Annotated in this window: 31 protein-coding genes and 2 pseudogenes; 8 read left to right on the plus strand and 25 right to left on the minus strand. The window is 37.0% G+C overall.

What is annotated here, in order from left to right; all coding sequences use genetic code 11:
* Positions 1 to 234: 234 nt before the first annotated feature.
* The gene (locus HMPREF0819_RS04405) at positions 235 to 1,320 is read left to right on the plus strand and encodes a M24 family metallopeptidase (RefSeq protein ID WP_004232840.1); all 1,086 of its coding nucleotides are present in this window, start codon (positions 235 to 237) and stop codon (positions 1,318 to 1,320) included.
* 34 nt (positions 1,321 to 1,354) lie between these two features.
* Here HMPREF0819_RS04405 and HMPREF0819_RS04410 read toward each other — a convergent pair whose 3' ends face one another.
* Positions 1,355 to 1,681 carry a DMT family transporter gene (locus tag HMPREF0819_RS04410; protein WP_004232841.1) on the minus strand — a complete coding sequence of 109 codons (327 nt, stop codon included), beginning with the start codon at positions 1,679 to 1,681 and terminating at the stop codon, positions 1,355 to 1,357.
* A gap of 111 nt (positions 1,682 to 1,792) precedes the next feature.
* A complete protein-coding gene (locus HMPREF0819_RS04415) occupies positions 1,793 to 2,683 on the minus strand; it encodes a LysR family transcriptional regulator (protein WP_004232842.1) in 891 nt (296 codons plus the stop codon).
* 177 nt (positions 2,684 to 2,860) lie between these two features.
* Here HMPREF0819_RS04415 and HMPREF0819_RS04420 point away from each other — a divergent pair, with 177 nt between their 5' ends.
* The 6 genes and pseudogenes from HMPREF0819_RS04420 (at position 2,861) to HMPREF0819_RS04435 (ending at position 6,025) form a co-directional block, all read left to right on the plus strand.
* Complete coding sequence (locus HMPREF0819_RS04420; protein WP_004232843.1) at positions 2,861 to 3,589, plus strand: DUF554 domain-containing protein; 729 nt, start codon at positions 2,861 to 2,863, stop codon at positions 3,587 to 3,589.
* A gap of 182 nt (positions 3,590 to 3,771) precedes the next feature.
* On the plus strand, positions 3,772 to 4,206 hold the full coding sequence (locus HMPREF0819_RS04425) for a MarR family winged helix-turn-helix transcriptional regulator (protein WP_004232844.1): 435 nt from the start codon (positions 3,772 to 3,774) through the stop codon (positions 4,204 to 4,206).
* A gap of 233 nt (positions 4,207 to 4,439) precedes the next feature.
* Positions 4,440 to 4,493 (plus strand): annotated as a pseudogene (locus tag HMPREF0819_RS09555) (hypothetical protein); the annotation flags it as partial.
* A 15-nt stretch (positions 4,494 to 4,508) separates the two neighbouring features.
* Positions 4,509 to 4,664 (plus strand): hypothetical protein, encoded by a 156-nt coding sequence (locus HMPREF0819_RS09560; RefSeq protein ID WP_004232845.1) that lies wholly within the window; start codon positions 4,509 to 4,511, stop codon positions 4,662 to 4,664.
* A gap of 272 nt (positions 4,665 to 4,936) precedes the next feature.
* Positions 4,937 to 5,257 carry a MarR family winged helix-turn-helix transcriptional regulator gene (locus HMPREF0819_RS04430; protein ID WP_004232846.1) on the plus strand — a complete coding sequence of 107 codons (321 nt, stop codon included), beginning with the start codon at positions 4,937 to 4,939 and terminating at the stop codon, positions 5,255 to 5,257.
* Positions 5,258 to 5,347: 90 nt separating this feature from the next.
* Positions 5,348 to 6,025 (plus strand): NAD(P)H-dependent oxidoreductase, encoded by a 678-nt coding sequence (locus HMPREF0819_RS04435; protein WP_004232848.1) that lies wholly within the window; start codon positions 5,348 to 5,350, stop codon positions 6,023 to 6,025.
* A 50-nt stretch (positions 6,026 to 6,075) separates the two neighbouring features.
* Here HMPREF0819_RS04435 and HMPREF0819_RS04440 read toward each other — a convergent pair.
* Both HMPREF0819_RS04440 and HMPREF0819_RS04445 read right to left on the minus strand, forming a co-directional pair.
* Positions 6,076 to 7,421: pseudogene (locus HMPREF0819_RS04440) on the minus strand (dihydrolipoyl dehydrogenase family protein).
* A gap of 17 nt (positions 7,422 to 7,438) precedes the next feature.
* Complete coding sequence (locus HMPREF0819_RS04445; protein WP_004232850.1) at positions 7,439 to 7,879, minus strand: ferritin-like domain-containing protein; 441 nt, start codon at positions 7,877 to 7,879, stop codon at positions 7,439 to 7,441.
* 131 nt (positions 7,880 to 8,010) lie between these two features.
* Between HMPREF0819_RS04445 and HMPREF0819_RS04450 the strand changes: the two genes are divergently transcribed.
* Positions 8,011 to 8,451, plus strand: a complete 441-nt coding sequence (locus HMPREF0819_RS04450; protein WP_044023333.1) for a MarR family winged helix-turn-helix transcriptional regulator — start codon at positions 8,011 to 8,013, stop codon at positions 8,449 to 8,451.
* A 38-nt stretch (positions 8,452 to 8,489) separates the two neighbouring features.
* Here the strand turns inward: HMPREF0819_RS04450 and smpB are convergent, their stop codons facing one another.
* The 21 genes from smpB to pyrH all read right to left on the minus strand — a co-directional run bounded on the left by smpB (position 8,490) and on the right by pyrH (position 24,653).
* Positions 8,490 to 8,957 carry an SsrA-binding protein SmpB gene (gene smpB, locus HMPREF0819_RS04455; RefSeq protein WP_004232855.1) on the minus strand — a complete coding sequence of 156 codons (468 nt, stop codon included), beginning with the start codon at positions 8,955 to 8,957 and terminating at the stop codon, positions 8,490 to 8,492.
* 43 nt (positions 8,958 to 9,000) lie between these two features.
* Positions 9,001 to 11,346, minus strand: coding sequence for a ribonuclease R (gene rnr, locus HMPREF0819_RS04460; RefSeq protein WP_004232856.1), 2,346 nt, complete (start codon positions 11,344 to 11,346; stop codon positions 9,001 to 9,003).
* A gap of 233 nt (positions 11,347 to 11,579) precedes the next feature.
* A complete protein-coding gene (gene secG, locus HMPREF0819_RS04465) occupies positions 11,580 to 11,816 on the minus strand; it encodes a preprotein translocase subunit SecG (protein WP_004232859.1) in 237 nt (78 codons plus the stop codon).
* A gap of 117 nt (positions 11,817 to 11,933) precedes the next feature.
* Positions 11,934 to 12,080, minus strand: coding sequence for a 50S ribosomal protein L33 (gene rpmG / locus HMPREF0819_RS08740; protein WP_074450694.1), 147 nt, complete (start codon positions 12,078 to 12,080; stop codon positions 11,934 to 11,936).
* The gene (locus tag HMPREF0819_RS04470) at positions 12,077 to 13,285 is read right to left on the minus strand and encodes a multidrug efflux MFS transporter (protein WP_487042775.1); all 1,209 of its coding nucleotides are present in this window, start codon (positions 13,283 to 13,285) and stop codon (positions 12,077 to 12,079) included. The genes rpmG and HMPREF0819_RS04470 overlap by 4 nt, the downstream gene beginning before the upstream one ends.
* Before the next feature lie 128 nt (positions 13,286 to 13,413).
* Positions 13,414 to 14,001 carry a dephospho-CoA kinase gene (gene coaE, locus HMPREF0819_RS04475; RefSeq protein ID WP_004232863.1) on the minus strand — a complete coding sequence of 196 codons (588 nt, stop codon included), beginning with the start codon at positions 13,999 to 14,001 and terminating at the stop codon, positions 13,414 to 13,416.
* The gene (mutM, locus tag HMPREF0819_RS04480; RefSeq protein ID WP_004232865.1) at positions 13,998 to 14,819 is read right to left on the minus strand and encodes a DNA-formamidopyrimidine glycosylase; all 822 of its coding nucleotides are present in this window, start codon (positions 14,817 to 14,819) and stop codon (positions 13,998 to 14,000) included. The genes coaE and mutM overlap by 4 nt, the downstream gene beginning before the upstream one ends.
* 533 nt (positions 14,820 to 15,352) lie before the next feature.
* The gene (era, locus tag HMPREF0819_RS04490) at positions 15,353 to 16,249 is read right to left on the minus strand and encodes a GTPase Era (RefSeq protein WP_004232868.1); all 897 of its coding nucleotides are present in this window, start codon (positions 16,247 to 16,249) and stop codon (positions 15,353 to 15,355) included.
* A gap of 56 nt (positions 16,250 to 16,305) precedes the next feature.
* The gene (locus HMPREF0819_RS04495; RefSeq protein ID WP_004232870.1) at positions 16,306 to 16,716 is read right to left on the minus strand and encodes a diacylglycerol kinase family protein; all 411 of its coding nucleotides are present in this window, start codon (positions 16,714 to 16,716) and stop codon (positions 16,306 to 16,308) included.
* The gene (gene ybeY / locus HMPREF0819_RS04500; RefSeq protein ID WP_004232873.1) at positions 16,697 to 17,194 is read right to left on the minus strand and encodes an rRNA maturation RNase YbeY; all 498 of its coding nucleotides are present in this window, start codon (positions 17,192 to 17,194) and stop codon (positions 16,697 to 16,699) included. Before ybeY ends, HMPREF0819_RS04495 begins: the two co-directional genes overlap by 20 nt.
* 159 nt (positions 17,195 to 17,353) lie before the next feature.
* On the minus strand, positions 17,354 to 17,521 hold the full coding sequence (locus HMPREF0819_RS09335; RefSeq protein WP_004232874.1) for a hypothetical protein: 168 nt from the start codon (positions 17,519 to 17,521) through the stop codon (positions 17,354 to 17,356).
* The gene (locus HMPREF0819_RS09340; RefSeq protein ID WP_004232875.1) at positions 17,522 to 17,857 is read right to left on the minus strand and encodes a starch-binding protein; all 336 of its coding nucleotides are present in this window, start codon (positions 17,855 to 17,857) and stop codon (positions 17,522 to 17,524) included.
* Positions 17,858 to 17,985: 128 nt separating this feature from the next.
* On the minus strand, positions 17,986 to 18,987 hold the full coding sequence (locus HMPREF0819_RS09345; RefSeq protein ID WP_419579847.1) for an alpha-amylase family glycosyl hydrolase: 1,002 nt from the start codon (positions 18,985 to 18,987) through the stop codon (positions 17,986 to 17,988).
* A 285-nt stretch (positions 18,988 to 19,272) separates the two neighbouring features.
* Positions 19,273 to 19,521 (minus strand): hypothetical protein, encoded by a 249-nt coding sequence (locus HMPREF0819_RS09350; RefSeq protein ID WP_004232877.1) that lies wholly within the window; start codon positions 19,519 to 19,521, stop codon positions 19,273 to 19,275.
* Between the two features lie 382 nt (positions 19,522 to 19,903).
* On the minus strand, positions 19,904 to 20,140 hold the full coding sequence (locus HMPREF0819_RS04510) for a hypothetical protein (protein WP_004232878.1): 237 nt from the start codon (positions 20,138 to 20,140) through the stop codon (positions 19,904 to 19,906).
* Positions 20,141 to 20,334: 194 nt separating this feature from the next.
* Positions 20,335 to 21,399 carry a PhoH family protein gene (locus HMPREF0819_RS04515; protein WP_004232880.1) on the minus strand — a complete coding sequence of 355 codons (1,065 nt, stop codon included), beginning with the start codon at positions 21,397 to 21,399 and terminating at the stop codon, positions 20,335 to 20,337.
* A 105-nt stretch (positions 21,400 to 21,504) separates the two neighbouring features.
* Positions 21,505 to 21,720, minus strand: a complete 216-nt coding sequence (locus HMPREF0819_RS04520) for a YozE family protein (protein WP_004232881.1) — start codon at positions 21,718 to 21,720, stop codon at positions 21,505 to 21,507.
* Positions 21,720 to 22,226, minus strand: a complete 507-nt coding sequence (msrA, locus tag HMPREF0819_RS04525; RefSeq protein ID WP_004232882.1) for a peptide-methionine (S)-S-oxide reductase MsrA — start codon at positions 22,224 to 22,226, stop codon at positions 21,720 to 21,722. The genes HMPREF0819_RS04520 and msrA overlap by 1 nt, the downstream gene beginning before the upstream one ends.
* 159 nt (positions 22,227 to 22,385) lie before the next feature.
* Positions 22,386 to 23,252, minus strand: coding sequence for a CvfB family protein (locus HMPREF0819_RS04530; protein ID WP_004232883.1), 867 nt, complete (start codon positions 23,250 to 23,252; stop codon positions 22,386 to 22,388).
* 53 nt (positions 23,253 to 23,305) lie between these two features.
* Complete coding sequence (frr, locus tag HMPREF0819_RS04535) at positions 23,306 to 23,863, minus strand: ribosome recycling factor (RefSeq protein WP_004232884.1); 558 nt, start codon at positions 23,861 to 23,863, stop codon at positions 23,306 to 23,308.
* A 52-nt stretch (positions 23,864 to 23,915) separates the two neighbouring features.
* The gene (pyrH, locus tag HMPREF0819_RS04540) at positions 23,916 to 24,653 is read right to left on the minus strand and encodes a UMP kinase (RefSeq protein WP_004232885.1); all 738 of its coding nucleotides are present in this window, start codon (positions 24,651 to 24,653) and stop codon (positions 23,916 to 23,918) included.
* Between the last annotated feature and the right edge of the window lie 114 nt (positions 24,654 to 24,767).

Here is a 24,767-nt window from a genome sequence, read left to right on the forward strand (position 1 = left end):
TTGAAAACGTTTAATATCTTGTTTTTCTCATAAAGGTCTTAGAAAGGCAAAAAATAGTTATTTTCAGAAAATTTTCTGCTATTTTTTAAAGCGATTTATGAAACGTTTTCACATTTTCATCTACTTTTTAGCCTGATTTTGTGAAAATTAAGCATATTTAATTTTTTTGGAGCAAGCTCTTGATTTTTTTGAATTTTTTTGAAAAAATGGGGATAATTAGAAAGAAGGTTTCGCATGTCTAAATTAGATCAAATCCGTTCATACCTTACTCAAGAAAAAGCAAACATTGCTATTTTCTCTGATCCTGTTACTGTAAACTACTTAACTGGTTTCTTCTGCGATCCACACGAACGTCAAATGTTCCTTTTTGTCTATAGCGATCGTGAACCAGTTCTCTTTGTACCAGCACTTGAAGTTGCTCGTGCTAGTGCAATCCTAAACTTCCCTGTTTTTGGTTATGTTGATTCTGAAAACCCTTGGGAAAAAATCAAAAACGGTCTTCCTTCAGTTGATAGCGCCAAAATTCTTGCTGAATTTGACAACCTAAACGTTACAAAATTCCAAGGATTGCAAACAGTCTTTGAAGGTCATTTTGAAGACCTTACTCCTTTCGTTCAAAAAATGCGTCTTATCAAATCTCAAGATGAAATCGATAAAATGATGATTGCTGGTGAGTACGCTGATAAAGCTGTCAAAGTTGGTTTTGACAATATCTCACTTAACAACACTGAAACTGACGTCATTGCCATGATTGAATTTGAAATGAAAAAACAAGGTGTTGAAAAAATGAGTTTCGAAACTATGGTCTTGACTGGAGATAACGCTGCAAATCCACATGGTATTCCTGGTACAAATAAAATCGAAAACAATGCCCTACTTTTGTTTGACCTTGGTACAGATATGCATGGATATGCTAGCGATATGACTCGTACAGTTGCCGTTGGTAAACCTGACCAATTCAAAAAAGATATCTACAACTTGTGCTTAGAAGCTCACATGGCAGCTCTTGATTTCATCAAACCTGGTGTTACTGCTAGCGAAGTTGATGCGGCTGCTCGTAAAGTTATTGAAAAAGCGGGTTACGGTGAATACTTCAACCACCGTCTTGGTCACGGTATTGGTATGACATGTCACGAATTCCCTTCAATCATGGAAGGTAACGACATGGAAATCCAAGAAGGTATGTGCTTCTCAGTTGAACCTGGTATTTACATTCCTGGAAAAGTTGGTGTCCGCATCGAAGATTGTGGTCACGTTACGAAATCAGGCTTCGAAGTTTTCACACACACACCAAAAGAATTGTTGTACTTTGAAGGATAATCACAAAAAAAGACAAGCCTTAATGGCTTGTTTTTTAATGTCCAGCATTTCCTAATAAATTAACCATTAAAACGCCTATAATAATCAAAATCAAGCCGATAACCGTATAGACATTGATTTTTTCGTTGAAAATCATGACAGAAATAATAGCTGTAAAAACTAGTCCGACGGCAGACCAAGTGGCATAAGCTACGCCAAGTGGTATTTTCTTCAACGATAACGACAAGAAAAAGAAGCAAATGCCATAACTAATCAGTGCTGAAATGCTTTGAATAGGCTTCGTAAAGCCAGCAGATAATTTTAATAAATTAGTTCCTAAAAGCTCGCCAACAATGGCAAGTAACAAATATAAATAAGACATTTTTTCTCCCTTCAATATCATTTTATAGAAAAATAATCTAAAAACTAGTCTTGAATTTTTTCAATCATTTGCGAGGTATGATAAATAAACTCTAAAAGGATTGAGAAAAACTCAATCCTTTTTCTTATACTTTTCTTGCATTTCTTGCCAAAATTTTTGAACTGCTGCCGACTGATTCTGCTTCAATTTCATCAAAATCATTTCAGAATCTTTTGTGATATCAAGTGGTATAAAAACAATTTCCTTGTTGTCAAATGGCAAAACCATCTTTTCCATCATCAAAGAAATCCCCAAATCATTTTCAATAAAGTCAATAATCAAATTAATGCGATTGCCCTTGTATGTAACCTCAGGGTCAAAATGATAAGCATGGCAAAGCTCTAAAAAAGGCTGCATCAGCTGTGTTTGCTCACTGAGCTGCAAGAATTTTTCATCAGAAAGTTCTTCAAGGTTAATACTATTTCTATCTGCCAAATGATGTGTACTTGGCAAAACAACTACCCAACGGTCACGGTCAATCGTAATAGTTTCAACATTTTGAGGCAGTTTACTCGTAAACTGTCTAGCAAAAATGATATCACACTTCTGCTTGAGTAAATTTTCCAATAAGATATCGGCTTCCTCTTCTTCTACCTTCACTTCAAACTGTCTGTGGCGTTTTTTAAAACCAGCAATCTCAAAAATAATGGCGTAAAAAGGCATACTCGGAACACCATGAAGAACGAGCTTTGACGCATTATCTTCTTTCATCTGCGATAAGTCATTCATCATTTTTTGGTGATTTGCTAAAATCATTTCCGCATATTTTTTAACCACTTGCCCTTCTTTAGTGATGGCAATATGACGTCGATTACGGTGAAACAATGATGCGCCAAGCTCTTTTTCTAAAGCCATGATTTGCTTTGAAACATTTCCTTGACTTGTATAAAGACGTTCTGCTGTTTCTGTGTAATTAAGTGTATCACATAATGACAAAAAGACTTGTAATTTCTGAAGATTCATCCACGGTCCTCCTACCTATTCCATTTTAGAATAACTTATCACTAAATGCAAATTGATTTTTAACTTATTCGTGTTACACTAGTTATTGGAAAGAATATATTGTCACCTTAAGTCGCTTGTTTTTACAAGTGAGCTTATTTTTTTGCTTTATTTTAAATCTTAAAAAGGAGGAACTATATGCCAACTGGTGTTATTATCAATTCTTTTGCCATTATTTTCGGAGGAATCCTCGGAGGCATTTTTGGTCACATCTTATCTGAAGATTTTAAAAATCAGCTAAATCTTATTTTCGGTGTTTGTTCAATGGGGATGGGTATCTCATCTATTGGACTTATGAAATACATGCCTGCAGTTATCTTCGCTATCGTTGTGGGAACTGCTATCGGTCTTGCTATTAATCTCGGTGAATGGATTAATAAAGGGGGCATTTTGATGCAAAAAGCCGTCTCAAAAATCTTGCCACAAAAGCACAGCCAACTCTCAAATGACGAATTTCTGGCTACTTTGCTTACTGTCATCGTTCTTTTCTGTGCCAGCGGAACTGGGATTTACGGTAGTCTTGACTCAGGTATGACTGGAGATTCTACCATTTTAATTTCAAAATCTATCCTTGACTTCTTTACTGCTGCTATTTTTGCATGTAATCTTGGCTTTGTGGTTTCACTTATCGCTATTCCTCAATTCATCATCTTTACAGCTCTCTTTTTACTTGCAGGTGTCATTGTACCGTTAACAACACCTGATATGATTGCTGACTTTAAAGCCTGCGGTGGTTTTCTCATGGTAGCAACAGGTTTTCGAATGATTCGTGTCAAAATGTTTCCAACAGCAGACATGATTCCAGCCATGGTCATTGTTATGCCACTATCATGGTTCTGGGTCAACGTCATCATGCCCTTGCTATAAATAATGAAAATTTTAGAAAATTAGAAAACAAGCTTTCAAAAAAGGCTTGTTTTTTTGATTTTTTACACAACAAACGTTTACATGACAGCATTTTAATATTTTGTTACCTGAGCATATTATTTGTTATCTTTTTCTAAGTTTGCTATCATAATTCTTATAATTAAATAATTAGGGAGAATTCGATGCCCAAAACTGTTCAAGAAATCCTTGATTCTCGACTCTTTTTTGCTATCAAAAAACTCAATCGTGCTCTTGATAAACTTTATGAAGAAGTCTTTCAGAAAGTCGGATTGTCCCCTTCACAATCAAGTATCCTTATCATTTTAGAAATGGAAAACGGAAAACTCCATAAAGAGCTTGCTAAACTTCTTGGCGTTACAGCACCTACTCTAACAAAAATGATTGAAAAACTTGTACGTAAAGGACTCGTTGAAATTATTTGCGAAGGTCGCACTAAACACGTCTATCTTACTGATAAAGGACGAAAACTCACTCCTCAAATTCGTCAAGCACACGCAGAAGTTCGACAACTCTTTAATAAAGCTGTCGAATATTATCCTGAAAATCTCGTTGATGAAATAAATAAAATCACTCAGCAACTTAAATTTTGCGATTAAACCAGCTGTTCCACGGCTTTTTATTTAGGTCAATTTGTAAAGCTAGTGTAATTGTGTTAAGCTAAAAATTGCAGACATTTTAAAGGAGGTTACCGTGCCACAAGACATTCAAGAACTATTAAATATGGATTTCTATTTTTCTATCAAAAAACTTAACTGCATTTTAGAAAAAAAAGACTGAAGAAACTTATCGCAAAATTGGCTTATCACACAGCTATGCTTTAACTCTTTTTATCTTAAGCCAAGAAGATGGAAAATGTTATAAAGAGCTCGCTGATATTCTCTGTATTACCGCTCCGTCTATGACAAAAATCATTGAAAAGCTGAACCGCAGAGACTTAGTTTATCTTGTTCCAAACAGCCGTACAAAACATATCCACTTATCAGAAAAAGGAAAAGACCTTGCAGATGTCATTGCTGAAACATTTTTAGTACTCGACAAGAATTCATCAAACTAGCTGAAATTAATAATCTAAACGATATAAGCACTTTAAATACTCAGATTAACCAAATTACTAAAATAATCGGATAAACAGCTTTAAAAGTCTAAAAGGTTCATTTGCTATCCCAATATAACTATGTTAAGATAGTTTCTATGAATACACATACTGAGGAAAATATTTTATCAAAAAGTATCCAATAAAATTTAGACGGATGCTTATATTTTTCAATCAAAAGACTGGAATGAGCTCTTGATAAATACACTGAAGATGCTTTTCGAAAACTAGGGATGTCACATTCTTATGCTCTAGTCCTTTTTATTTTAAATCAAGAAAATGGAAAACGCTGCAAAGATCTTGCAGAAATTCTTTGCATATCACCACCATCTCTCTCAAAACTTGTTACTAAACTTGCTCATCAAGAATTGGTCACAATCACACAAGATGGTCGCATAAAAAATATTTATATTACCGATAAACGAAGAGAACTTATCCCTGAAATTTTACAAATTTTCAATGAGACACGAGAAAAATTTATGGAAATGAACCAAGATTATAATCTCAGTGGCTTTATCAAAGACGTCAACTATTTAAGAGAAAAACTCAAGTAAACAAAGATTCGGTCCTTTGTTTTTTTGGTTTCTAAAATTAGCAAAAACAATGTGAAAATGCTATCATAGAAAGAAAACTAGGAGACTGATATGACTAAAGAAGCTATCAAAAAACAAGTCCTCGATGCCTTTGACCATCGAGTTGCCATTCGTGTTTATAATGACAGTGACATTTCACATGATGATATGGAATACATTCTTGATACCGCTTGGCTAAGTCCTTCTTCAATTGGGCTAGAGGCTTGGCGCTTTATCGTTCTCGACCGAAAGCACATTGCTAAACTACGTGACGATTTAAAAGCCGTTGCTTGGGGTGCGCAACCTCAACTTGATACAGCCAGTCATTTTGTCCTTCTTATCGCTGAGAAGAATGCTCGTTACGATTCAGAGTCAGTAAAAGACAGTCTTGTTCGTCGTGGCCTTGGTGAAGGCGATACTCTTAATAGTCGCTTGGCAACCTACGAATCATTCCAAAAAAATGATATGAAAATGGCAGATAATCCTCGTGCATTATTTGACTGGACTGCTAAACAAACTTACATCGCCCTTGGAAATATGATGACAGCAGCCAGCATGATTGGTATCGACTCTTGTCCAATCGAAGGGTTCAATTATGATAAAGTTAATCACATTCTAGCAAAAGCTGGTCTTATCAATCCTCATAAAGAAGGCATTGCCAGCATGGTTTCGTTTGGTTATCGACTTCGCGACCCTAAACACCCACGCTCACGCAAACCTCGTGAAAATGTCATTACTTGGGCTGACTAATCCTAAAAAACCTTGAACAATTCGTTCAAGGTTTTTGTGTTATTTTGCTATTAAATCAATGCCATCATAACAGCGTTAATCAAACCGTTTGTTATGCCAGGAAAGGTAAAAATCATTTGGCTTAGGTCTAGTGCTGTCATTCTTTGGTTAATCATCAAAGTGATAAGGTTAATCATTTCGCCAGCTTCATTTCCTAGAAGACTAGCTCCGACCAATTCTTTATTTTGGTTAACGATAAGTGTAATGTGCGCTTCGTCTTCCAATTTAGTCTGGAATTTCAATTGTTGTCCAAATGGCACTTCAACTACACGATAATTGTCATTATCACGAGCTTCTTCAACTGTCACACCAACTTGCGCAATACGTGGGAATGTGAAGACAAGATTTGGCACCGCTGGATAGTTGATTGGTTCATTGTTCAATCCAAGAATGAAGGCTGCAATGTAATCTGATTCAAAGCTTGCTGTCGGTGTCAAACGAGGAATTGTTTTGTCAACCACATCTCCGCTAGCAAAGATATTTGAAACTGAAGTTTGCATGTATTGATTAACCACGATACCTGAACGGTTAAATTCGATACCTAGTTCTTCCAAGCCAAGATTTTCAACATTTGAAATACGACCAGTTGCATCAAGAACATAATCTGTTTCAACAACCAAACCTTGTGCTGTTGTCACACGGAAGCCATCTGCCACTTGTTCTACTTTTTCAACTGCTTGACTGAAGTGGAAGTTAACCCCTTCTGCCTGCATCTTAGCAACAACTGTCTCAACATAGTTTTCTTGGTAAGCAGCTAAAGCTCTGTCAGCGAATGCGATAATGTGAACTTCTGAACCAAGTTTTGCAGCCATTGTCGCAAATTCCATTGAGATAGTACCTGCACCAACAAAAGTAATACGTTTTGGCATGTCATCTAAGTCAAGGAAGTCACGGCTATCATGCAGAAGTTCTTTACCTTCAATATTCAAACGAGATAGACGTTGACCTGTACCGATTACGATATAATCACTTGTGACATTTTCACCGTCAACACTAACAGTGTGAGCATCAACTAATTTTCCGTAACCTTTTAGAAGGTTGATGTTTAATTGAGCAAACATGCCTTCCATAAGCGGTGCATATGTAGGAATCTCTGTCTTTTTAAACGCCATGAATTTTTGCCAGTTAACTTCAGTGTTACCTGTGATACCAGCTTTTTCATAGCGAGACAAACCATCAACAAATTCAAATGGACTGTCTAGTAAAAATTTTGCGTTGCAGCCGTAGTTTGTACAAGTTCCGGCTGTCACATCTTTTTCAACAATCGCTACTTTTTTCCTGCGCGTGCCAAAGTCACTGCAGCGTGCCAGTTAGCATGTCCTGAACCAATAAAAACAATATCGTAATCGTAAGCCATTTTTTATCTCCTTAAAGTTATTGTGTTAACCAATTTTGATAGCCAATAAAATCAATCAAATCAAGTTGCTGTTGTGTCCATTGCAAATCATTATCTTCGTCTTTGTAATAGCCTTTAAGCAAATCATATGTCACAAAGTCCTCAGACACGGCTTTAATCAATGGGCTCAAATCTTTTAAGCCATTTTTTGAAATCTCTAAATCTTGTCTGAGCCATTCAAGTGCTGTCGTCGGAACTTCAAATGCTTCTTGGCTTTGATAAGAAATGTTACCACCTAAATTCAAAATACGATTAAAAACTTGCTTAGCAAAGTCACGTTCTTCTTCAGCATGGCTTTGGTATTTGTCAGCTAGTTTTGAAAAACCTTGTGCTGCAAATTGAAGAGCAGCTAACTGATGTTTGTTAGCCTGACTTAAAATACCATTACCAACATTTTGTAAAATATCAATAGTGTTCATATTTTTCTCCTTTCTTTTTCAATCGTGCGCGATTGAATATAGTTTACTACTAAACTTTTGAGTTGTCGATTTTTTACTTTTACTTTTTCTATGTTATGATAAATGCAATTACTGACAGAGAAAGAGGACTTATGACTGCAGAACATCCAAAACTCACTAATCAACTCTGTTTTGCCATTTACAACGCTAACAGACTATTTAATCAATTTTATAAACAAAAACTAGCTCCATTTGATTTAACCTATACACAATACATCGTTCTTTTGGCACTCTGGGGGACTGATGAACTTCCTTTACACGAGCTTGGAAAAAAACTTGATCTTGCTAGTAATACGCTGACTCCTCTTTTAAAACGTTTGGAGGAAAAGGGGTATTTGACTCGTATTCGACCAAAAGAAGACCAACGTCAACTGATTGTTGCGCTGACTGAAGCTGGAAAATTCCCACAAGCTGATGTCGAACAAGAACTTCATTCTTGCTTGGGAGATTTCACCCCTGCTTCAACCGATAAAATTCATCAAATGATTTCTGATAATCAAGAATTAATTGATGAACTCAAAAAATTGCTTTAATCACAAAAAGAGTTTGGAATTCTCCAAACCCTTTTTTATTATCTTGCATTGAAATTTTTCATTTGACGTTTGATGTCACGGTCTTGTTCACGGCGTTTGATTGTCTCACGTTTGTCATAATCGTGTTTACCTTTTGCCACACCAAGTAAGACCTTAGCAAAGCCATTTTTCAAATAAACTTTTAGTGGAACAAGTGTCATACCAGTCCCTTTTAGTTCATTTGACAAATTTTCAATTTCGCGTTTCTTAAGCAATAGTTTTCGTGTGCGCTCAGGCTCTTGGTTCCAAATGTTTCCTTGCTCAAATGGAGAAATGTGGACATTAATCAACCAAGCTTCTCCGTTTTTGATTTGAGCATAGCCATCTTTTAATTGGATACGCGCTGCACGAACACTCTTAATTTCAGTCCCTGTTAGAACAATACCTGCTTCGATTGTATCAACAATATTATAGTCATGGCGTGCTTTTTTATTTTGAGCTACGACATTTCCTTCACCTTTTGGCATGTTATGCTACCTCTCTTCTGTCGATATTTGGGTTAGGCATTATTTATTTTTTTGATTTGTGTGATTTTTTCTTAGCAACTTCTTTGTAGAAAGGTTTCTTTCCTGACTTTTTAGAAGAACCTTTTGATGATTTACGATTTCGTGGTTTATTTGACTTGTGGCCTTTTTTACGGTCTTTGTGACTGTCTGATTTAGAACGACGATTGTCTTTGCCAGAACGGTCTTTACGTGATTTTTTAACTTTTTCAATCACATCGTAATCACTTGGAATGTATTCAAAATCAATATCACCAGTTTCCTTGTCAGCACGTGTCAATTTAATTTTAATTTGTTGACCAACACGGAAGACTTTACCTGATTTTTCGCCTTGAAGTGTCAAAGTACGTTCGTTATAGTTGTAAAACTCAGGAAGAGTTGTGATGTGTACAAGACCTTCGATTGTATTTGGTAATTCGATAAACATACCAAATTTCACGACGCTAGCCACCACACCGTCAAATTCTTGCCCGACATATTCTTCCATGTACTCAGCTTTCTTCATAGCTTCAACGACACGTTCAGCATCGATTGCACGACGTTCAAGTGTTGAAGATGATGTAGCTAATTCAGGAATAGCATTTCTGAAGTGTTCGATTTTCTCATCAGTCACTTGTGTGTATTCGCGAATCATGCGGTGTACAAGAAGGTCAGGATAACGACGGATTGGACTTGTAAAGTGAGTATAGTACTCTGCAGCCAAACCATAGTGACCATGATTGTGCTCAGAATAACGCGCTTGTTGCATTGAACGAAGGAGCATCATGTTAAGTACTTCTGCGCCTGGTTTTCCTTCAACTTTTGCCATGAAATCTTGAAGAGCTTGTTGGCTGATTTTATTAGCTGTACCGTTGATTTGCACACCAAAGATGCTTGCGTAATCAAGGAATTTTTGCAATTTTTCAGCTTTAGGGTCTTCGTGAATACGATAGATAAATGGCAATTTGTGTTTAGCAAAGTGTTCTGCAACGGTTTCATTAGCCGCCAACATGAATGACTCAATCATACGCTCTGCAATACCACGTTCACGAATAACGATGTCAACTGGCATCCCTTTGTCATTAACGATGATTTTAGCCTCGCTAGTATCAAAATTAAGAGCCCCACGACGCACGCGCATTTTTTCTAGAATATTGTGAAGCGCAGCCATGTGGTGAATTGATTCAACGATTGGTTGGTATTTTTCAATTAACTCTTGATCACCAGCGATAATGTCATTAACATCGCTGTAAGTCATACGGAAAGTTGTCTTGATAACTGATTGACAGATTTGGTGGTTAACCACACGACCATTACGGTCAATTTCCATCAAACATGATTGTGTCAAACGATCAACATTTGGGTTCAATGAACAAATACCATTTGACAAGCGTTCTGGAAGCATTGGTACCACACGGTCAGTCACATAAACAGATGTTCCACGCGCTACCGCTTCACGGTTCAAAGCAGAGCCTTCTGTAACGTAGTATGAAACGTCAGCAATGTGAACACCAAGTTCAAAATTACCATTGTCGAGCAGTTTGATATGCACAGCGTCGTCCAAGTCTTTGGCATCAGCACCATCGATAGTAAATGTGATTTCATTTCGTAAGTCGACACGACCAATCATGTCTTTTTCAGACGGTGCATCTGGCACAGCATTAGCTTCTGCCATAACATCTTCTGGAAATTCTGACTTGATATCCATTGATTCAAGAACTTCAAGAACATCGATACCAACATCACCTTGGTGACCAACAATATCTCGAACGTGACCGACAAAGTAATCGTGACCGCGCGTTGGGTATTTATCAATATCAACTTTGATGATTTCAGTTCCATCAAGAATAACTGGTTCTTTTTTGATGTAAATCTTTTGTTGGATTTTTTGGTTTTTAGACTTGATATAACCAGCGTATTTTGGTTTTTCATCGTCTAAGATAAATTTACCAACAACTGTTTTCAAACTACGTTCGACAATACCAACGATACGTACTTCGGCTGCAGTACCTTTTAGACGGTTTGCTGGCTTTTTAATAACCGCTTCAACGGTATCTCCGTCAACGGCATGACCAACATCATTACGTCCAACAAACATATCGTCTTCGTCTTCATCAACAGACAAGAAACCAAATCCTGCTTTGTTTGCACGAAATACACCAGTAACAGTGATTTCTTTTTTCTTGTCGACTTTTTTACGAAGCGCTAAATTTCCGTTATCATCAAAGCGGAGTTCCCCGTTACTTTCAAGTTGTGAAATTTCTTTAATGAGCTCTGGGAATTTTTCAGCACCAGTCATCTCAAGACCAGCTGCCAAATCATTAATATTAACTTTCCCATGCTCTTTTAAATAAGCAATAATTTTTTCATTCATAATTGTGATTTATCAGCAGTTTTTTATAAAAATCTGCTTTATTCTATCCTCTCGTTTTCTAGCTTTATGGAAGTTGTGAAAAGTCACTGAATCTCAAATTCCAATCCACTATCGGACAGACTCCTCACTACTTAATAATAAAAAATGAGCTGAATGACCAGCCCATGAATTTTCGTACAAAATTCAAGATGCGCAGCCAACGTAAGCCAGTAGGCACCTTCGTCAGTTGCTATCTATTTACTTGATAAAATTGCTAGCGCTAAAGCAATTGCTAGCCAAAAGAATACTAGAACTGCTGTAAAACGTTGCATAAACGCTTCGAAGCCACGCGCTTTAGTACGTTCAAATAAAGCTTCTGAACCGCTGTTATCAAATACGTTGCTACTTGGATTTTTCTGTGGTTGCAAAAAGATGGCAATCACGATAATAACAGATAATACCAGCAAAATTGTCAGTAGTACATTGTACATATGTTTCACTAAGAACGCGTCAGAAGGTCTCAAAATGAGAATTTTTTAACTACCAGTCCTTCTGGGTTCTATTTCCTTTCCTACACTATGGTCTTGATTATTCTATCATAATTATCCCTAAGATTCAACATGTAAGGTTACTTTTCGCTCTTTAGGACAATATTTCAAAACCTGTATTTTATCAGGATGAGTTGCTTTATTTTTACTTGTCAAATAATTCTTGCTGCCGCAACTACTGCATTTCAAATTAATCTTTACTCTCACACGATTTCCTTAACTTTTAAATATTTTCTAAAACTGATAAGGCTCCATACAAAGTTTACAAAGACGATAAGACTTGTCACGTAGAACACTGAACGGTATCCCATTCCTGTCGCGATAGCTGAACCAACAAACGGTCCAACGACTTGTCCGATATTCATAAACATTTGATTATAGCTAAAGATACGTGAAATACCTTCTCGTGGGGTAATTTTGGTAAGGAGTGAATTGACACTTGGCATGAGCGCACCAGTACCAAAACCATACAAGAATCGAACGATTCCCAACTCCAGAGAGTTTCGCGCAAGCGCACATAAAACATACATGCTAAAACTATAAAATAGAGCGATTAAAAGTAGTCTATGATTACCTATTCTATCACCAATTTTACCAAGAGTCGAGCTCGATAACATACTTGAAAATCCTAGCGCAGACACAATCAAACCTGATACAAACATCAAATTCTCAGTTTGACCGAGATTTCGAATGTACAACGTCAAGATTGGGGCAATTGATTGTGCTGAGACTTGAATAATCATACTTGTCACAAACAAGCCAATGAGGATTTGTTTATCCTTGATTGAAGAAAAGACTTCACGAGTCGACATTGCATTTGCTTTTTCTACTGGTTTAAAGTCTTCTTTGATTAAAAAGATAGTTAGCAAATTACAAATCAATAGAATAAAACCAACTAGTAGAAATACTTGTCGAATTCCCAGCCATTCAGCCAAAACACCACCTAAAAGTGGACCGATTAGACTTCCTCCAATCATCCCAGTTGCTAGCGTCCCAAGCGCATAACCTGAATGATTTTTAGGAGCTTGACTAGCAATCAAGGCTGTTGAATTTGGAATGTATCCTGAAAATAGCCCATTTAATAGCCTCAGTGCTAAAAGCCAAAAGACATTAGGAACAAAAGCCAAACCACCCATTGTAAACGTCATTACCAAGCTCGCTCTAACCATCATAGGTTTTCTACCATAACGGTCTGCTAGCCGCCCCCAAACTGGAGCAATCAGAGCAGAAGCAAGTGCTGATAATGATACCGCTAAACCAGCGTACCACTCAACTTTACTTTTAGGAGCACCTAATTCTTCAACATACAAAGCCATAAAAGGCATAACAAGTGAAAAGCTTGCCCCAGTAAAAAAGTTACCAAGCCAAGCTACTCGCAAATTTTGTTTCCAATTAACTTCGTTACTTATGATTGTTCACCTTCTTTTCAAAAAAACGTCAATGAGATTATTATATCACATTCAAAAGCTTTTGCTAGAGTCCTGATTCGATAAACGTTTTCGAAAAAAATAAGCACCTGTTATTCACAGGTGCTTCATTCTTACAATTCTGCAAGTAACCCTGCTACTTTTTTCTTTAGGGTCGCAATATCACCACTATTATCCAAAAGTTTATCAGCAAAAGGCTTTTTAGCTTCTGTCGACATTTGGCTTGCAATACGCTTTTGAGCTTCTTCTCTTGTCAGGTGATTTCGAAGCACCAAACGTTCAAGTTGAGTTTTCTCATCAATGAAAACTAACCAAATGTCATCAAACCAATCCACATAATCACGCTCAATCAAAAGTGGAATATCCATGAAGAAAACCTCTTGAGACTTGGCTAACTCATCTCTTCTGCGAGCCAACTCTTGTCTAATGATTCCATTTTGGATTTTAGATGATTTAGCAAGCATTTCTTTACTTGCAAAAATCATCTGTCCAAGTTTTTGACGATCAAGTTCACCATCTAGTTTTAAAATACCATCACCAAGCCAATCCAACAATGCTTGATACAGCTTGCCACCTTTTGCTTGAAGTTCGTGAACGACTTGGTCAGCATCAATCACTTGGTAGCCATGTTTTCTGACTTCATCAACCACTGTTGATTTTCCAGAAGCAATTCCACCTGTTATTCCAATAATTTTTGTCATTGTTTTTGACAAGCAGGACAAAAATGCGTCCCGCGTCCTCCTACTTTTATTTTCTCAATTGGTGTGGCGCAGCGAGGACAAGGCTCACCAGTTTTTCCGTACACTTGCAGAAAGTCTTGCATACTACCATTTTCACCAAGAGCATTTTGGTAGGTACGAATTGTCGAGCCACCCTTAGCAATCCCAAGTTGCAAAATGCGGATAATACTATCACGTAGCAGACTAATTTCTGAGTCTGACAGACTATCACTTGTTCGTTTAGGATGAATCTTGGCAGCCCACAGCGCTTCATCCACATAAATATTGCCAAGCCCAACAACCAAGGTCTGGTCCAATAAATAAGGCTTTATGACCTTTTTTGAAGCCTTCAACTGCTTAGCAAATGTTGCTAAGTCAAAAGCTGTCTCAGTCGGTTCAGGACCAAGTTTTCTTTGACGAAAATAATCAGCTACTTGTTCTTTTTCAAGCAAGTCCATGGTTCCAAATTTACGAACATCTTGATAAACCAAGGTCGACCCATTATCAAGTTTAAAGAAAGTATGAAAATGCTTATTCTCAGGCACTTCATCCTCAAAAAGCAGGTACTTTCCTTCCATCCGCAAGTGGGAAATAATCACTTGTCTATCAAGATTTAACAGCAAATATTTTCCACATCTACCAATCGATTGGAAAGTTTGTCCGATAATATCCGTCTCAAAAGCTGTCAAGTCTGTCTTAATCATTTTAGGAACACGAACATCAATTGAGACAATCTTTCGTCCCACAATCAAACGCTCAAGCCCACGTCTAACAGTCTCAACCTCAGGCAATTCAGGCATTCTTCTGATACCAAAGGACGTTAAAAGGCAAAGTAAAATTAGGAGACTGAAATAAAAGTATTCAGTTTCTTTGTAATAATTACAAAACGCAGTGGTTGAGTGGATTCTAATGCGCTGATAAATCAGCTTTTATGACCCTGCTCAACTGTGCGGGGGTGAGAGTAAAACAGTTCTGTGAGCTGTTTTAGGTCAGCAACAAAAAACCAAGTTTTGCTGAGAAATCGAATTTCTTCGAAATTACCGACTCGCTTTTCAGTTTCTAGGCTCATGAATAAAATCTCCACTGGAGATTTTATTTGTCTCACTCCATCTATTTTACACAGCCTTTCGTCCGTGTTCAAAGCAACACGAACATGTCCTTCTCCTTTCTAAATAAGTTTTATAGGAATTTGACAATGGTGATAAACACCTAGTCGCCATTTATCTTTTTTCAAAGAGTCGTAGGCGGGTTCTAGCCACCACCTGCGGCTTTTCCTTTCTCCTATTTTTAAAAGAGGAGGTGCTTAAACGACACCTCCTGATTAAATGAACTATTAATACTCTTTCTCGTTGTAACCAAAGTCAGCGAGGTCAAGTTTTTTATCACGCCAGTTTTTCTTAACTTTAACCCAAGTTTCAAGATAAACCTTGTCACCAAGCATAATTTCGATATCACGGCGAGCCATTTTACCAATTTTCTTAAGCATAGCACCTTTTTTTCCGATGATAATACCTTTTTGGCTATCACGTTCAACCATGATTGTCGCACGAATGTGAACTTTATCTGTTTCTGGATCACGTTTCATTGAATCAACGATAACTGCAACAGAGTGTGGCACTTCTTGTTCAGTCAATTTCAAGATTTTTTCACGAATCATTTCTGATACCAAGAAACGTTCTGGGTGGTCAGTGATTTGATCTTCTGGGAAATATTGGAAACCTTCTTCCAAGTTATCTTTCAAGATATTAATCAAAGTTTCAACGTTGTTTCCTTGAAGAGCTGAGATTGGCACAATTTCTTTGAAATCCATTTGACTACGGAAATCATCGATTTGTTCCAAAAGTTGGTCTGGGTGAACTTTATCGATTTTGTTGATAACCAAAATAACTGGAATTTTGGCAGCTTTCAAACGTTCGATAATCATGTCATCACCTTTACCTCGTTTTTCGTCAGCTGGGACCATGAAAAGCACTGTTTCTACTTCACGAAGTGTGCTGTAAGCAGACTCAACCATGAAATCGCCAAGTGCTGTTTTTGGTTTGTGAATACCTGGTGTGTCGATAAAGACGATTTGTTCGGTATCAGTTGTGTAGATACCCATAATTTTATTACGAGTTGTTTGAGCTTTGTCGCTCATGATAGCAATTTTTTGCCCCATCACGTGGTTCAAGAATGTTGATTTACCAACGTTTGGGCGACCCAAAATCGCTACGAAACCTGATTTAAACATAAGATATAAAGGACGTCAAACGCCCCTACTCCTTTCAATTTCCTATAAAAATAATGTTAGTGACTTCCAAAAATCAAAGCAATAATTTTTGGCACAAAAATAATCAATCCTGTCACCACAGCATAAGCAGATACTACTAACACGGCTCCTGCTGCCATGTCTTTTGCATTTTTGGCTAGCATTGAAAAGTGATAATCACTAGCAAGGTCTACCACATTTTCAATCGCAGAATTAATCATTTCCAAAGTAATAACTAAAAAGATGGCTAAAAATAAGAATAACCATTCCATCGCCGATAAACGAAAAACAGCTCCTGCTAAAGTCGCTAAAATAGCTGATACCATGTGTTTTCGCATATTTCGTTCTTCCTTGAATGCTGTAATAATCCCAGTTATAGCAAATTCCATACTCGACATCAAGGTGCGATTTTTCCACTTTTTAGGTGAATTATTGTCTCTTAAGTCCATAAGCAGTCAAAATTTCTTCTTGTAAAGTAAACATTTCTTTTTCTTCTTCAGGTGTATAGTGGTCATAACCATTAATGTGTAAGAAACCATGAACCGCTAAGAAGCCCATTTCACGTTCAAAAGAATGACCGTACTCTTCTGCTTGTTCACGCGCTTTATCAACTGAAATAAAGAGTTCACCGATATAAGCATCAAATTCATCTAGCATTTCAGCCAATTCAGGATTTTCAGCCAAATCTTCTTCTGAGAATGACAAATCTGATTCAGGTTTATATTCTAAACTGATGACATCAGTTGGACGGTCAGTATCACGATATTCCAAATTCAATTCATGACTGCGTTCATTTGTTACAAAAGTCACAGCCATTTCTTTATTTTCGTTACCAGTCTTTTCAGCAGCAAATTGTAATAAATCCAAAGTTTGGTTTTTGATTTCTTCTGGAACTTGACCAGTTTCATCTATCATTTCAACGTACATATAAATCTTCTTTCAAATCTAATTATATCAAGCATATTATACCATATTACAGGTAACAACGCCATTTTAGCCTCTAGGAAAGTTTTTGAGTGCAAAAAGAAGTAACCTGAGGGAAAAGCTACTTCTTAGGGAAAGGAGTTAGAATTGAGATAAGGATAATTACTTTAGTCCGTCTTTATTATAGTTTCCAGATTTTACTAGATTAAATCCTTCGCTATAAGGGAACCGGTTGCTTGTTCCAGGTTGATTAAAGATGTTTTTTGCATTTACATCAACATATTCTTCTGGGAGATTGAGGTAGAAATTACCAGTATTATCTTTAGTCATTTATGTTCCTGGCCATACACCTAGAGGGTATTGAACAGGATTTCCATAGTAGAAAGCGTTCGCACTATCCCAACCACCAGGGTTATCAAAGGTTACACGAGTTTTTCCTGCTGGAACATCAGGCATCAAGACAGCTTTTGAGTACAAGCCTTCTGCTTTGAAATCAAAGCCTTCATTTTGTGGATATTGTGAGCCCTGGTTATTTGTGAAGATAACTTTCACACCTTCTTCAGCATATGAAGCAGGAACTGTGATTGAATAACGACCTGACGCTCCTTTAGTCATCTTAGTTCCAGGCCATGCGCCAAGAAGTTTATTATCTTTTGCTGAATACATGTAAGCATAAACATCTGACCAGTTATCAGGGTTTTAGAAGTAAATGTTAGTCTCAGCACTTGGGGCTTTCATTGTGAAAGTGTATGTCTTCGCTGATGATTGACTATCAGCTCCTGTTGCAGTCAATATTAGAGTAGTTGATTGACCAGCTTCAAGCCCTTCACCAACAGTGACTTTATAACCATCTTATAAGCTACCTCTTGACCATTACCAAGTTTGTATGTCGTAGAGTCAGCATTTTTAGCTTTCAATGTTACTTCTGTGGCTTTAGAAATGCTATTGTCAGCTTCTTTGTAACCATCAATTGAAACTTGAGCTGCTTGGCTAGCTTTGTCATCATACAAAACAACGGCTGAGCGTGAGGGAACACTACCTGTAATACGACCATTTGAAACATTAAATTGTCGACCAGAAACCTTGTCAGTGTATATACCATCAGCCAAATTAGTTTCAGAATTAATTTGTTTATCGCCGTCAACAAGGTTCACAATAACAGCACCTTTTGTGCTACGTTCAATCATTGCAACTTGTTCATTGCCACCAGGATTATGAAGGTATTCTGATTCTACAACCATGGCATTATGAAATTTATTACCAGCAGTCACTATCGCGTCTTTGTAAAGATTGCTACCCGCATCACCAATTTGTGATTGACCTGGGAATTGTGTGCCATTACCATCACCAACTGGACGTGAGAAGAACAATGTTGTTCCTTTTGCGCGAGCTGTAATCATAGCCCATCCAAGACGAATATCACTATCATTCATCCAAGTTGATTCTTGGTCATCATTTGCATAATTGTCATGTGATTCTACCCACAAAACAAGATTTGCTGCATCAACGCCTGAAACTTGATAATTCATCAAATTGCCTGCTGAAATGCGACGGTCTTTTAGCGCTGAACGGATTTTTTGAGCGTAATTTGAAGCAGTGATACTCATCAACTTACCAAAGCCAGCATCATTTGAAACATCATCCTGCAAAATTTCTCCGTACTGGAACTCAGAACCGTTGTTTAAAATAACATTCCAGAAGTTACTGCCGTATTCGCCTGGCAATTCAATGTGTTTTACGGTATCATAGTGGAAACCGTCCACACCATCAGCTACTGCTTGTTTCAAATAACTCAACAAATATTGTTGGACATATTCATTTTGAGTATTCCAATCATAAAGTGTAAGAAGTGCATTTTGAGTAATATCGTAGCGATTATGCCAATTAGAAATGAGAGTATTTCCGTGTGTCCAGTTAGGGATATTTTTAATTTCTTGACTGATTTTATTCTAATCTGAAGTTGTGTAGTTTAAGACGGCATCCACAATAATTTTAATGCCATATTGGTCAGCCACACGATTCATTTCTTTAAATTCTTCCTCAGTACCTAATTGATAGTTACCGATTTTATAAATAGTTGGTCAGTATTGATAATACCAATTTTTTAAACTCTTATTTCCACCTTCGCCAGCTACAACAGTGTTGATTGGGGACGTTTGAACACTTGTGTAACCAGCGTCTTTAATGGCTTGCACATTATCTTTAATGGTATTGAAAGACCAGCACCACGCATGAAGTATGGTACCATCTTTCATTGACACTTGTTCATCTGCATTAACAACTTTAACTTGAACTAAGCCGCCAGCACCAATAGCTGTTAAAATAAGCAATGAACCTAAACTTTTTTTATCTGCTTTTTCAAATTTACTTTATTCTGAAATGTCATGGATAATCTTCTAAAAAGATAAATTAAAATACACAACCGTTTTCATTGAACTGTAAAAAAATAGGCCAGAACAATGTGCGAAACCTGTCCAATCAATCACATACTGTTCTGCTAATTCTGAAATAACACTGCTATTATGATTAACGTATAAGCTGTTCTCCTAAACACTCTTTTATTTTGCAATCGGTTGCATATTTCAATAAGAGTTTATCATATTTCTGTGAAAACGCAAACAAATAATGACAATTTTTTGATAATTTAATCGAGAATGTGATAAAAGCTAGTTAAGAAAATTCACCGCAAGCACAAAAAAGAGGTTAAAAGAATTAACCGCAAATTTTTTCCATGCTTGCATTGATATTGAAAAGCAGAGTCTGAAATTCATGTGCTAGTACTTTAGCTTGTTCACTCATTTTAACGAGCAATTCAGCTTCTTCATCACGTTCGTAAGCTTTATATTCAACTTTATCTAGAGCTTTGAATTCATGACTTAGCTTGTCAGCTTGATTTGTCAATTTGACACTCATTTTATTCAACTCTTCAAGTGAAGTACCATTACACATAACCTTCTCCTCCGAAAAAACTAATTTATAAATTTAACAAAGTGTTTTATACCTAAATCCTAAATTTTTATTACAAATCCCCCGATATATTAGATATTTTAGCATAAAAATTCAAGTTTCAAAGTTATTCGCAAATATAAAAATTTTATTTCTAACAAAAAAATCACACACCATCTTAGTGTATGATCATTGGATTATTCTTTTTTGTCGCTAGCAGGTTGACCGATAGTTTCATAGCTTGCAAAGCCTGATTCTGTAGCAGTTTCAGCTGTTTTTTCAGTTGAATGGTGACTTTGCTTTCTTTCAGCATCTTTTTCATAAGCATTAATAATTTCAGCAACTACTGGGTGACGAACCACATCGCTTGCTGAGAAATGAACAAAATCAATTTGCTTAATGTGTTTCAATTTTTCAGTAGCATCAATAAGACCTGACTTGACTTTCTTAGGTAGGTCAATCTGACTTGTATCACCATTAATAATCATTTTAGAGTTGAAACCAAGACGTGTCAAAAACATTTTCATTTGCATGATTGTTGTATTTTGTGCTTCATCCAAAATCACAAAAGCATCATCAAGTGTTCGACCACGCATGTAAGCAAGCGGAGCAATTTCAATAATATCTCGCTCCATCAAGCGTGTTGTTTGCTCTTTTCCTAAAATTTGGTAAAGTGCATCGTAAACTGGACGAAGATATGGATCAACTTTTTCTTTTAAGTCACCTGGCAAGAATCCTAGACTTTCACCCGCTTCGACTGCTGGTCGTGTCAAAATGATACGTTTAACTTGACCACGTTTTAAAGCCGTTACTGCCAAAGTAACCGCAAGGAAGGTTTTACCAGTACCAGCTGGTCCAATACCAAAGACCACATCATGTGATTTGACACTGTCCGCATAAACTTTTTGTCCAAGTGTTTTTACACGAATCGGTTTTCCAGAATTATCTTTAATGATTTCTTCTTCATAAAGGGCAACAAATTTGTCAATAGAGCCATTTTGTGCCATAGAAAGAGCTGTTACCACATCAGATGTATTAACTAACATGCCACGAGAAACCAAAACTAACAAAGCTTGAATCGTTACACGAGCTAACTCGATACTTTCTTTATCGTCTCCCAAAATCTGTACACGCTCTGTGCGGGCATGAATAATCACACCAAGATTTTCTTCAATTAATTTCAAATGGCGCTCATTTGAGCCAAACAGCGCTAGCACATCATCAGGATGACTTAAAGTAATTTCAACAGAATGCTCTTGCAAATAGAGTCCCTCTTTCTTGTGTTTGATAAACCTATTATAGCTTATTTAAAGCAAAAAATCACGACTTACCGTGATTTCCTTTATGATTTAAAAAGTCCATTATGCTTAGTGAGCAAGATAATCTTCCCAAATTTTGTCAAATTCGCTAAGATTAAACGAAAAATCAGCCTCATCTTCTAGGTAGCGACTAATCGTTTCAAAATTATCGGTGTGCTTTGGAAATGTTGTATCTTCAAAAACAAGATCTGCTAAAATCGCTACTGGCTCATGACTTTTAGGATTACGCTGTGTCATTAACCAAGTATAAAATGATTTTCTCATTACCAATTCTCCTCTAAAAATGCATGTCTGATAGCACTACTTTTTGCATAATGCTCAGGATTTTTCTTATAAAAGCCTTGATGATAGTCCTCAGCTAGATAAAATGGCTGTACTGGTTCGATAGCAGTTACAATCGGGTCTGTAAAGCGCCCTGAAGCTTGCAAGGCTGCTTTTGAAGCTTCCGCAATTTCCTTTTGACGTTCATCACTGTAAAAAATAACAGGGCGATAATTGTCACCACGATCTTCAAATTGACCAAAAGCATCCGTTGGATCTGTCTGAGCCCAGTAAAGTTCAACTAAGTCAGCATAAGAAACTTTTTCCTCATCAAAAATAATCTCTACTGCTTCTGTGTGCCCAGTCTTATGAGCCTTAACTTGCTTGTAAGTCGGATTTTCAACATGTCCACCAGTATAACCAGAACGAACTGACAAAATACCATCTAATTCCTCAAATGGTTGCACCATGCACCAAAAACAACCACCCGCAAAAATCGCACGTTCCATTGATAACCTCCAAAATGATAGTGAGTCTATTATAACAAAAAATATTTTTTTGTATGAGCCAGAAAACTAAAAAACGAGTTATTTCCGACGAACATTTTTTGTATGAACTTAAAAGAAAAAGACCGCAGCTAGTTAAAACATAGCTGCAATCTCTTTAGTTTATTTCTCGTTATCAATCAATTCTGTACCGAATTGGTCTTGTTTTACTTTGCGGGCTTTCATCAAACCGCCAAGTGCTTTTTTGAATTGACCTTTAGAAATACCAAAAGTAGCTTTGATATCTGCTGGAGATGATTTATCATTCAATGTCATGAAACCACCATTTGACTGAAGATAAGTCAAAATCATTTGTGAGTCATTTTCAAGCATTTCAAATGAGCGAGGTTTCAACGACAAATTGAGCGTGCGGTCAACTTCGCGGAACCCAATCACTCGAGCTGTTACTTCTTCACCAAGACGTGGCTCAGCATAACGTTCACTTGGGTGAATGAATCCAAGCATGTTATTATCTGGAAGATAGACAAATGTTCCTGATAATTTCAAACGATAAACAATGGCACGCAATTTTTCATTTTGCATGTTATTGTAGGCAGGGCCAGCCATTTTTTGGAAAATTTCTGGTTGAGCTGGGATAGCCCAAATGCGGTCTTTTTTATCTACGTCAAGGTGAACATAGAGTTTGTCACCTTTTTTAGGCCAAAGTTCTTTCAAATCAGGCAAAACATCGAGTGACACAACGAATTGTTTGTCAGCAAGACCAGTATCCAAAAAGACTCCTAAGTCGCGACGAACTTCTGTTACAACTCCCCAACCATAACTTGTACGAGTTGTAGCAACCTCTGCAGTTGTCAAACGAGCTTTTTGATGCATGTCTGTGTAGGCAAAACCTTTGACCATATCACCAATCTTATGTTCACCTTCAGCTTTATCAAGCATGAAAGTCACACCGTCTTTTTGTACAAAATATGCTTTTGCATTTTCATCAATCACAAGACCTGTGATGACAGTGGCAAGTATATTATTCATGTATTCTTTCCTTTATAAAAAGGGGTGGAAAGTCCACCCCCAAACCTTATTGATTAGACTTCAAGCAATTCTTTTTCTTTGTTAGCTGTCATTGTATCAATGTGTTTAACAGCTTCATCAGTTGCTTTTTGAATGTCTTTTTCAAGAACTTTCAATTCGTCTTCAGTGATTTCTTTAGCTTTTTCTTGTTTTTTAGCTTCGTCCATAGCATCACGACGAATGTTACGGATAGCAACTTTAGCATTTTCACCAACTTTTTTAACATCTTTAGCAAGTGCTTTACGAGTTTCTTCTGTAAGGGCAGGAATAACCAAGCGGATTACTGAACCGTCATTAGCAGGGTTAATACCAAGGTCTGAAGCGTTGATTGCGTGTTCGATATCTTTCAATGATGATTTATCAAATGGAGAAATCAAAAGAACACGTGCTTCTGGAACTGTGATAGAAGCCAATTGGTTAAGTGGAGTCATTGCACCATAATATTCAACTTGAATACGATCCAAAAGAGATGCATTTGCACGACCAGCACGAATTGAAGCAAATTCGCGTGCTAATGAGCTGTGTGATTGTTCAAAGCGTTCTTTAGCTTTTTCGATAATAGCATTAGCCATAAATAGTATTAGTCCTCATTTCTTGTTTTTTGGGAAATAGCAGAGCTGACAATTAGTTGTCATGGTGTTCAGCTTTATTTGAAACGGTTGTTCCGATTGCTTCACCAAAGACAACACGTTTAATATTGCCAGCTTGGTTCATGTTAAAGACAACCAAATCAATATCGTTGTCCATTGAAAGTGTTGATGCAGTTGCGTCCATGATTTTAAGACCACGTTTGATAACTTCACCGTGAGTCAATTCATCAAATTTAACGGCGTTAGCATCTTTCTTAGGATCGGCGTTATAAACACCGTCAACACCATTTTTAGCCATCAAGATAGCTTCGGCGTCAATTTCAGCAGCACGAAGAGCAGCTGTTGTATCAGTTGAGAAGTAAGGTGAGCCGATACCAGCAGCAAAGATAACAATGCGACCTTTTTCAAGGTGACGAAGCGCACGACCACGAATGTATGGTTCTGCAACGTTTTGCATTGGAATTGATGTTTGAACACGAGTGTCAACACCATTTTGTTGAAGGCTATCAGCCATAACAAGAGCGTTCATCACTGTTCCAAGCATACCAGTGTAGTCTGCCTGAACACGATCCATACCAGCTGCAGCAGCTGGTTCACCGCGCCAAAGGTTTCCACCACCGATAACCAAAGCAATTTCGACACCTGAACTATGTACTTCAGCAATTTCTTTTGCGATAGTTTTAACAGTTTTAATGTCGATTCCGACACCTTTTTCACCAGCTAACGCTTCACCAGATAATTTAATTAAAATACGTTTATACTTAGGTTCCACTTCAAGTTACTCCTTCTTTTATCTTTACTATTTTAACATAAAATGCCTATTTTACCTAGCAAAATTCGCGGAATTTTAAAAGATTACAGCCAAGCACTTTATGACTTTAAAACG

It is taken from the genome of Streptococcus equinus ATCC 9812 (assembly GCF_000187265.1).
Taxonomy (GTDB): domain Bacteria; phylum Bacillota; class Bacilli; order Lactobacillales; family Streptococcaceae; genus Streptococcus; species Streptococcus equinus.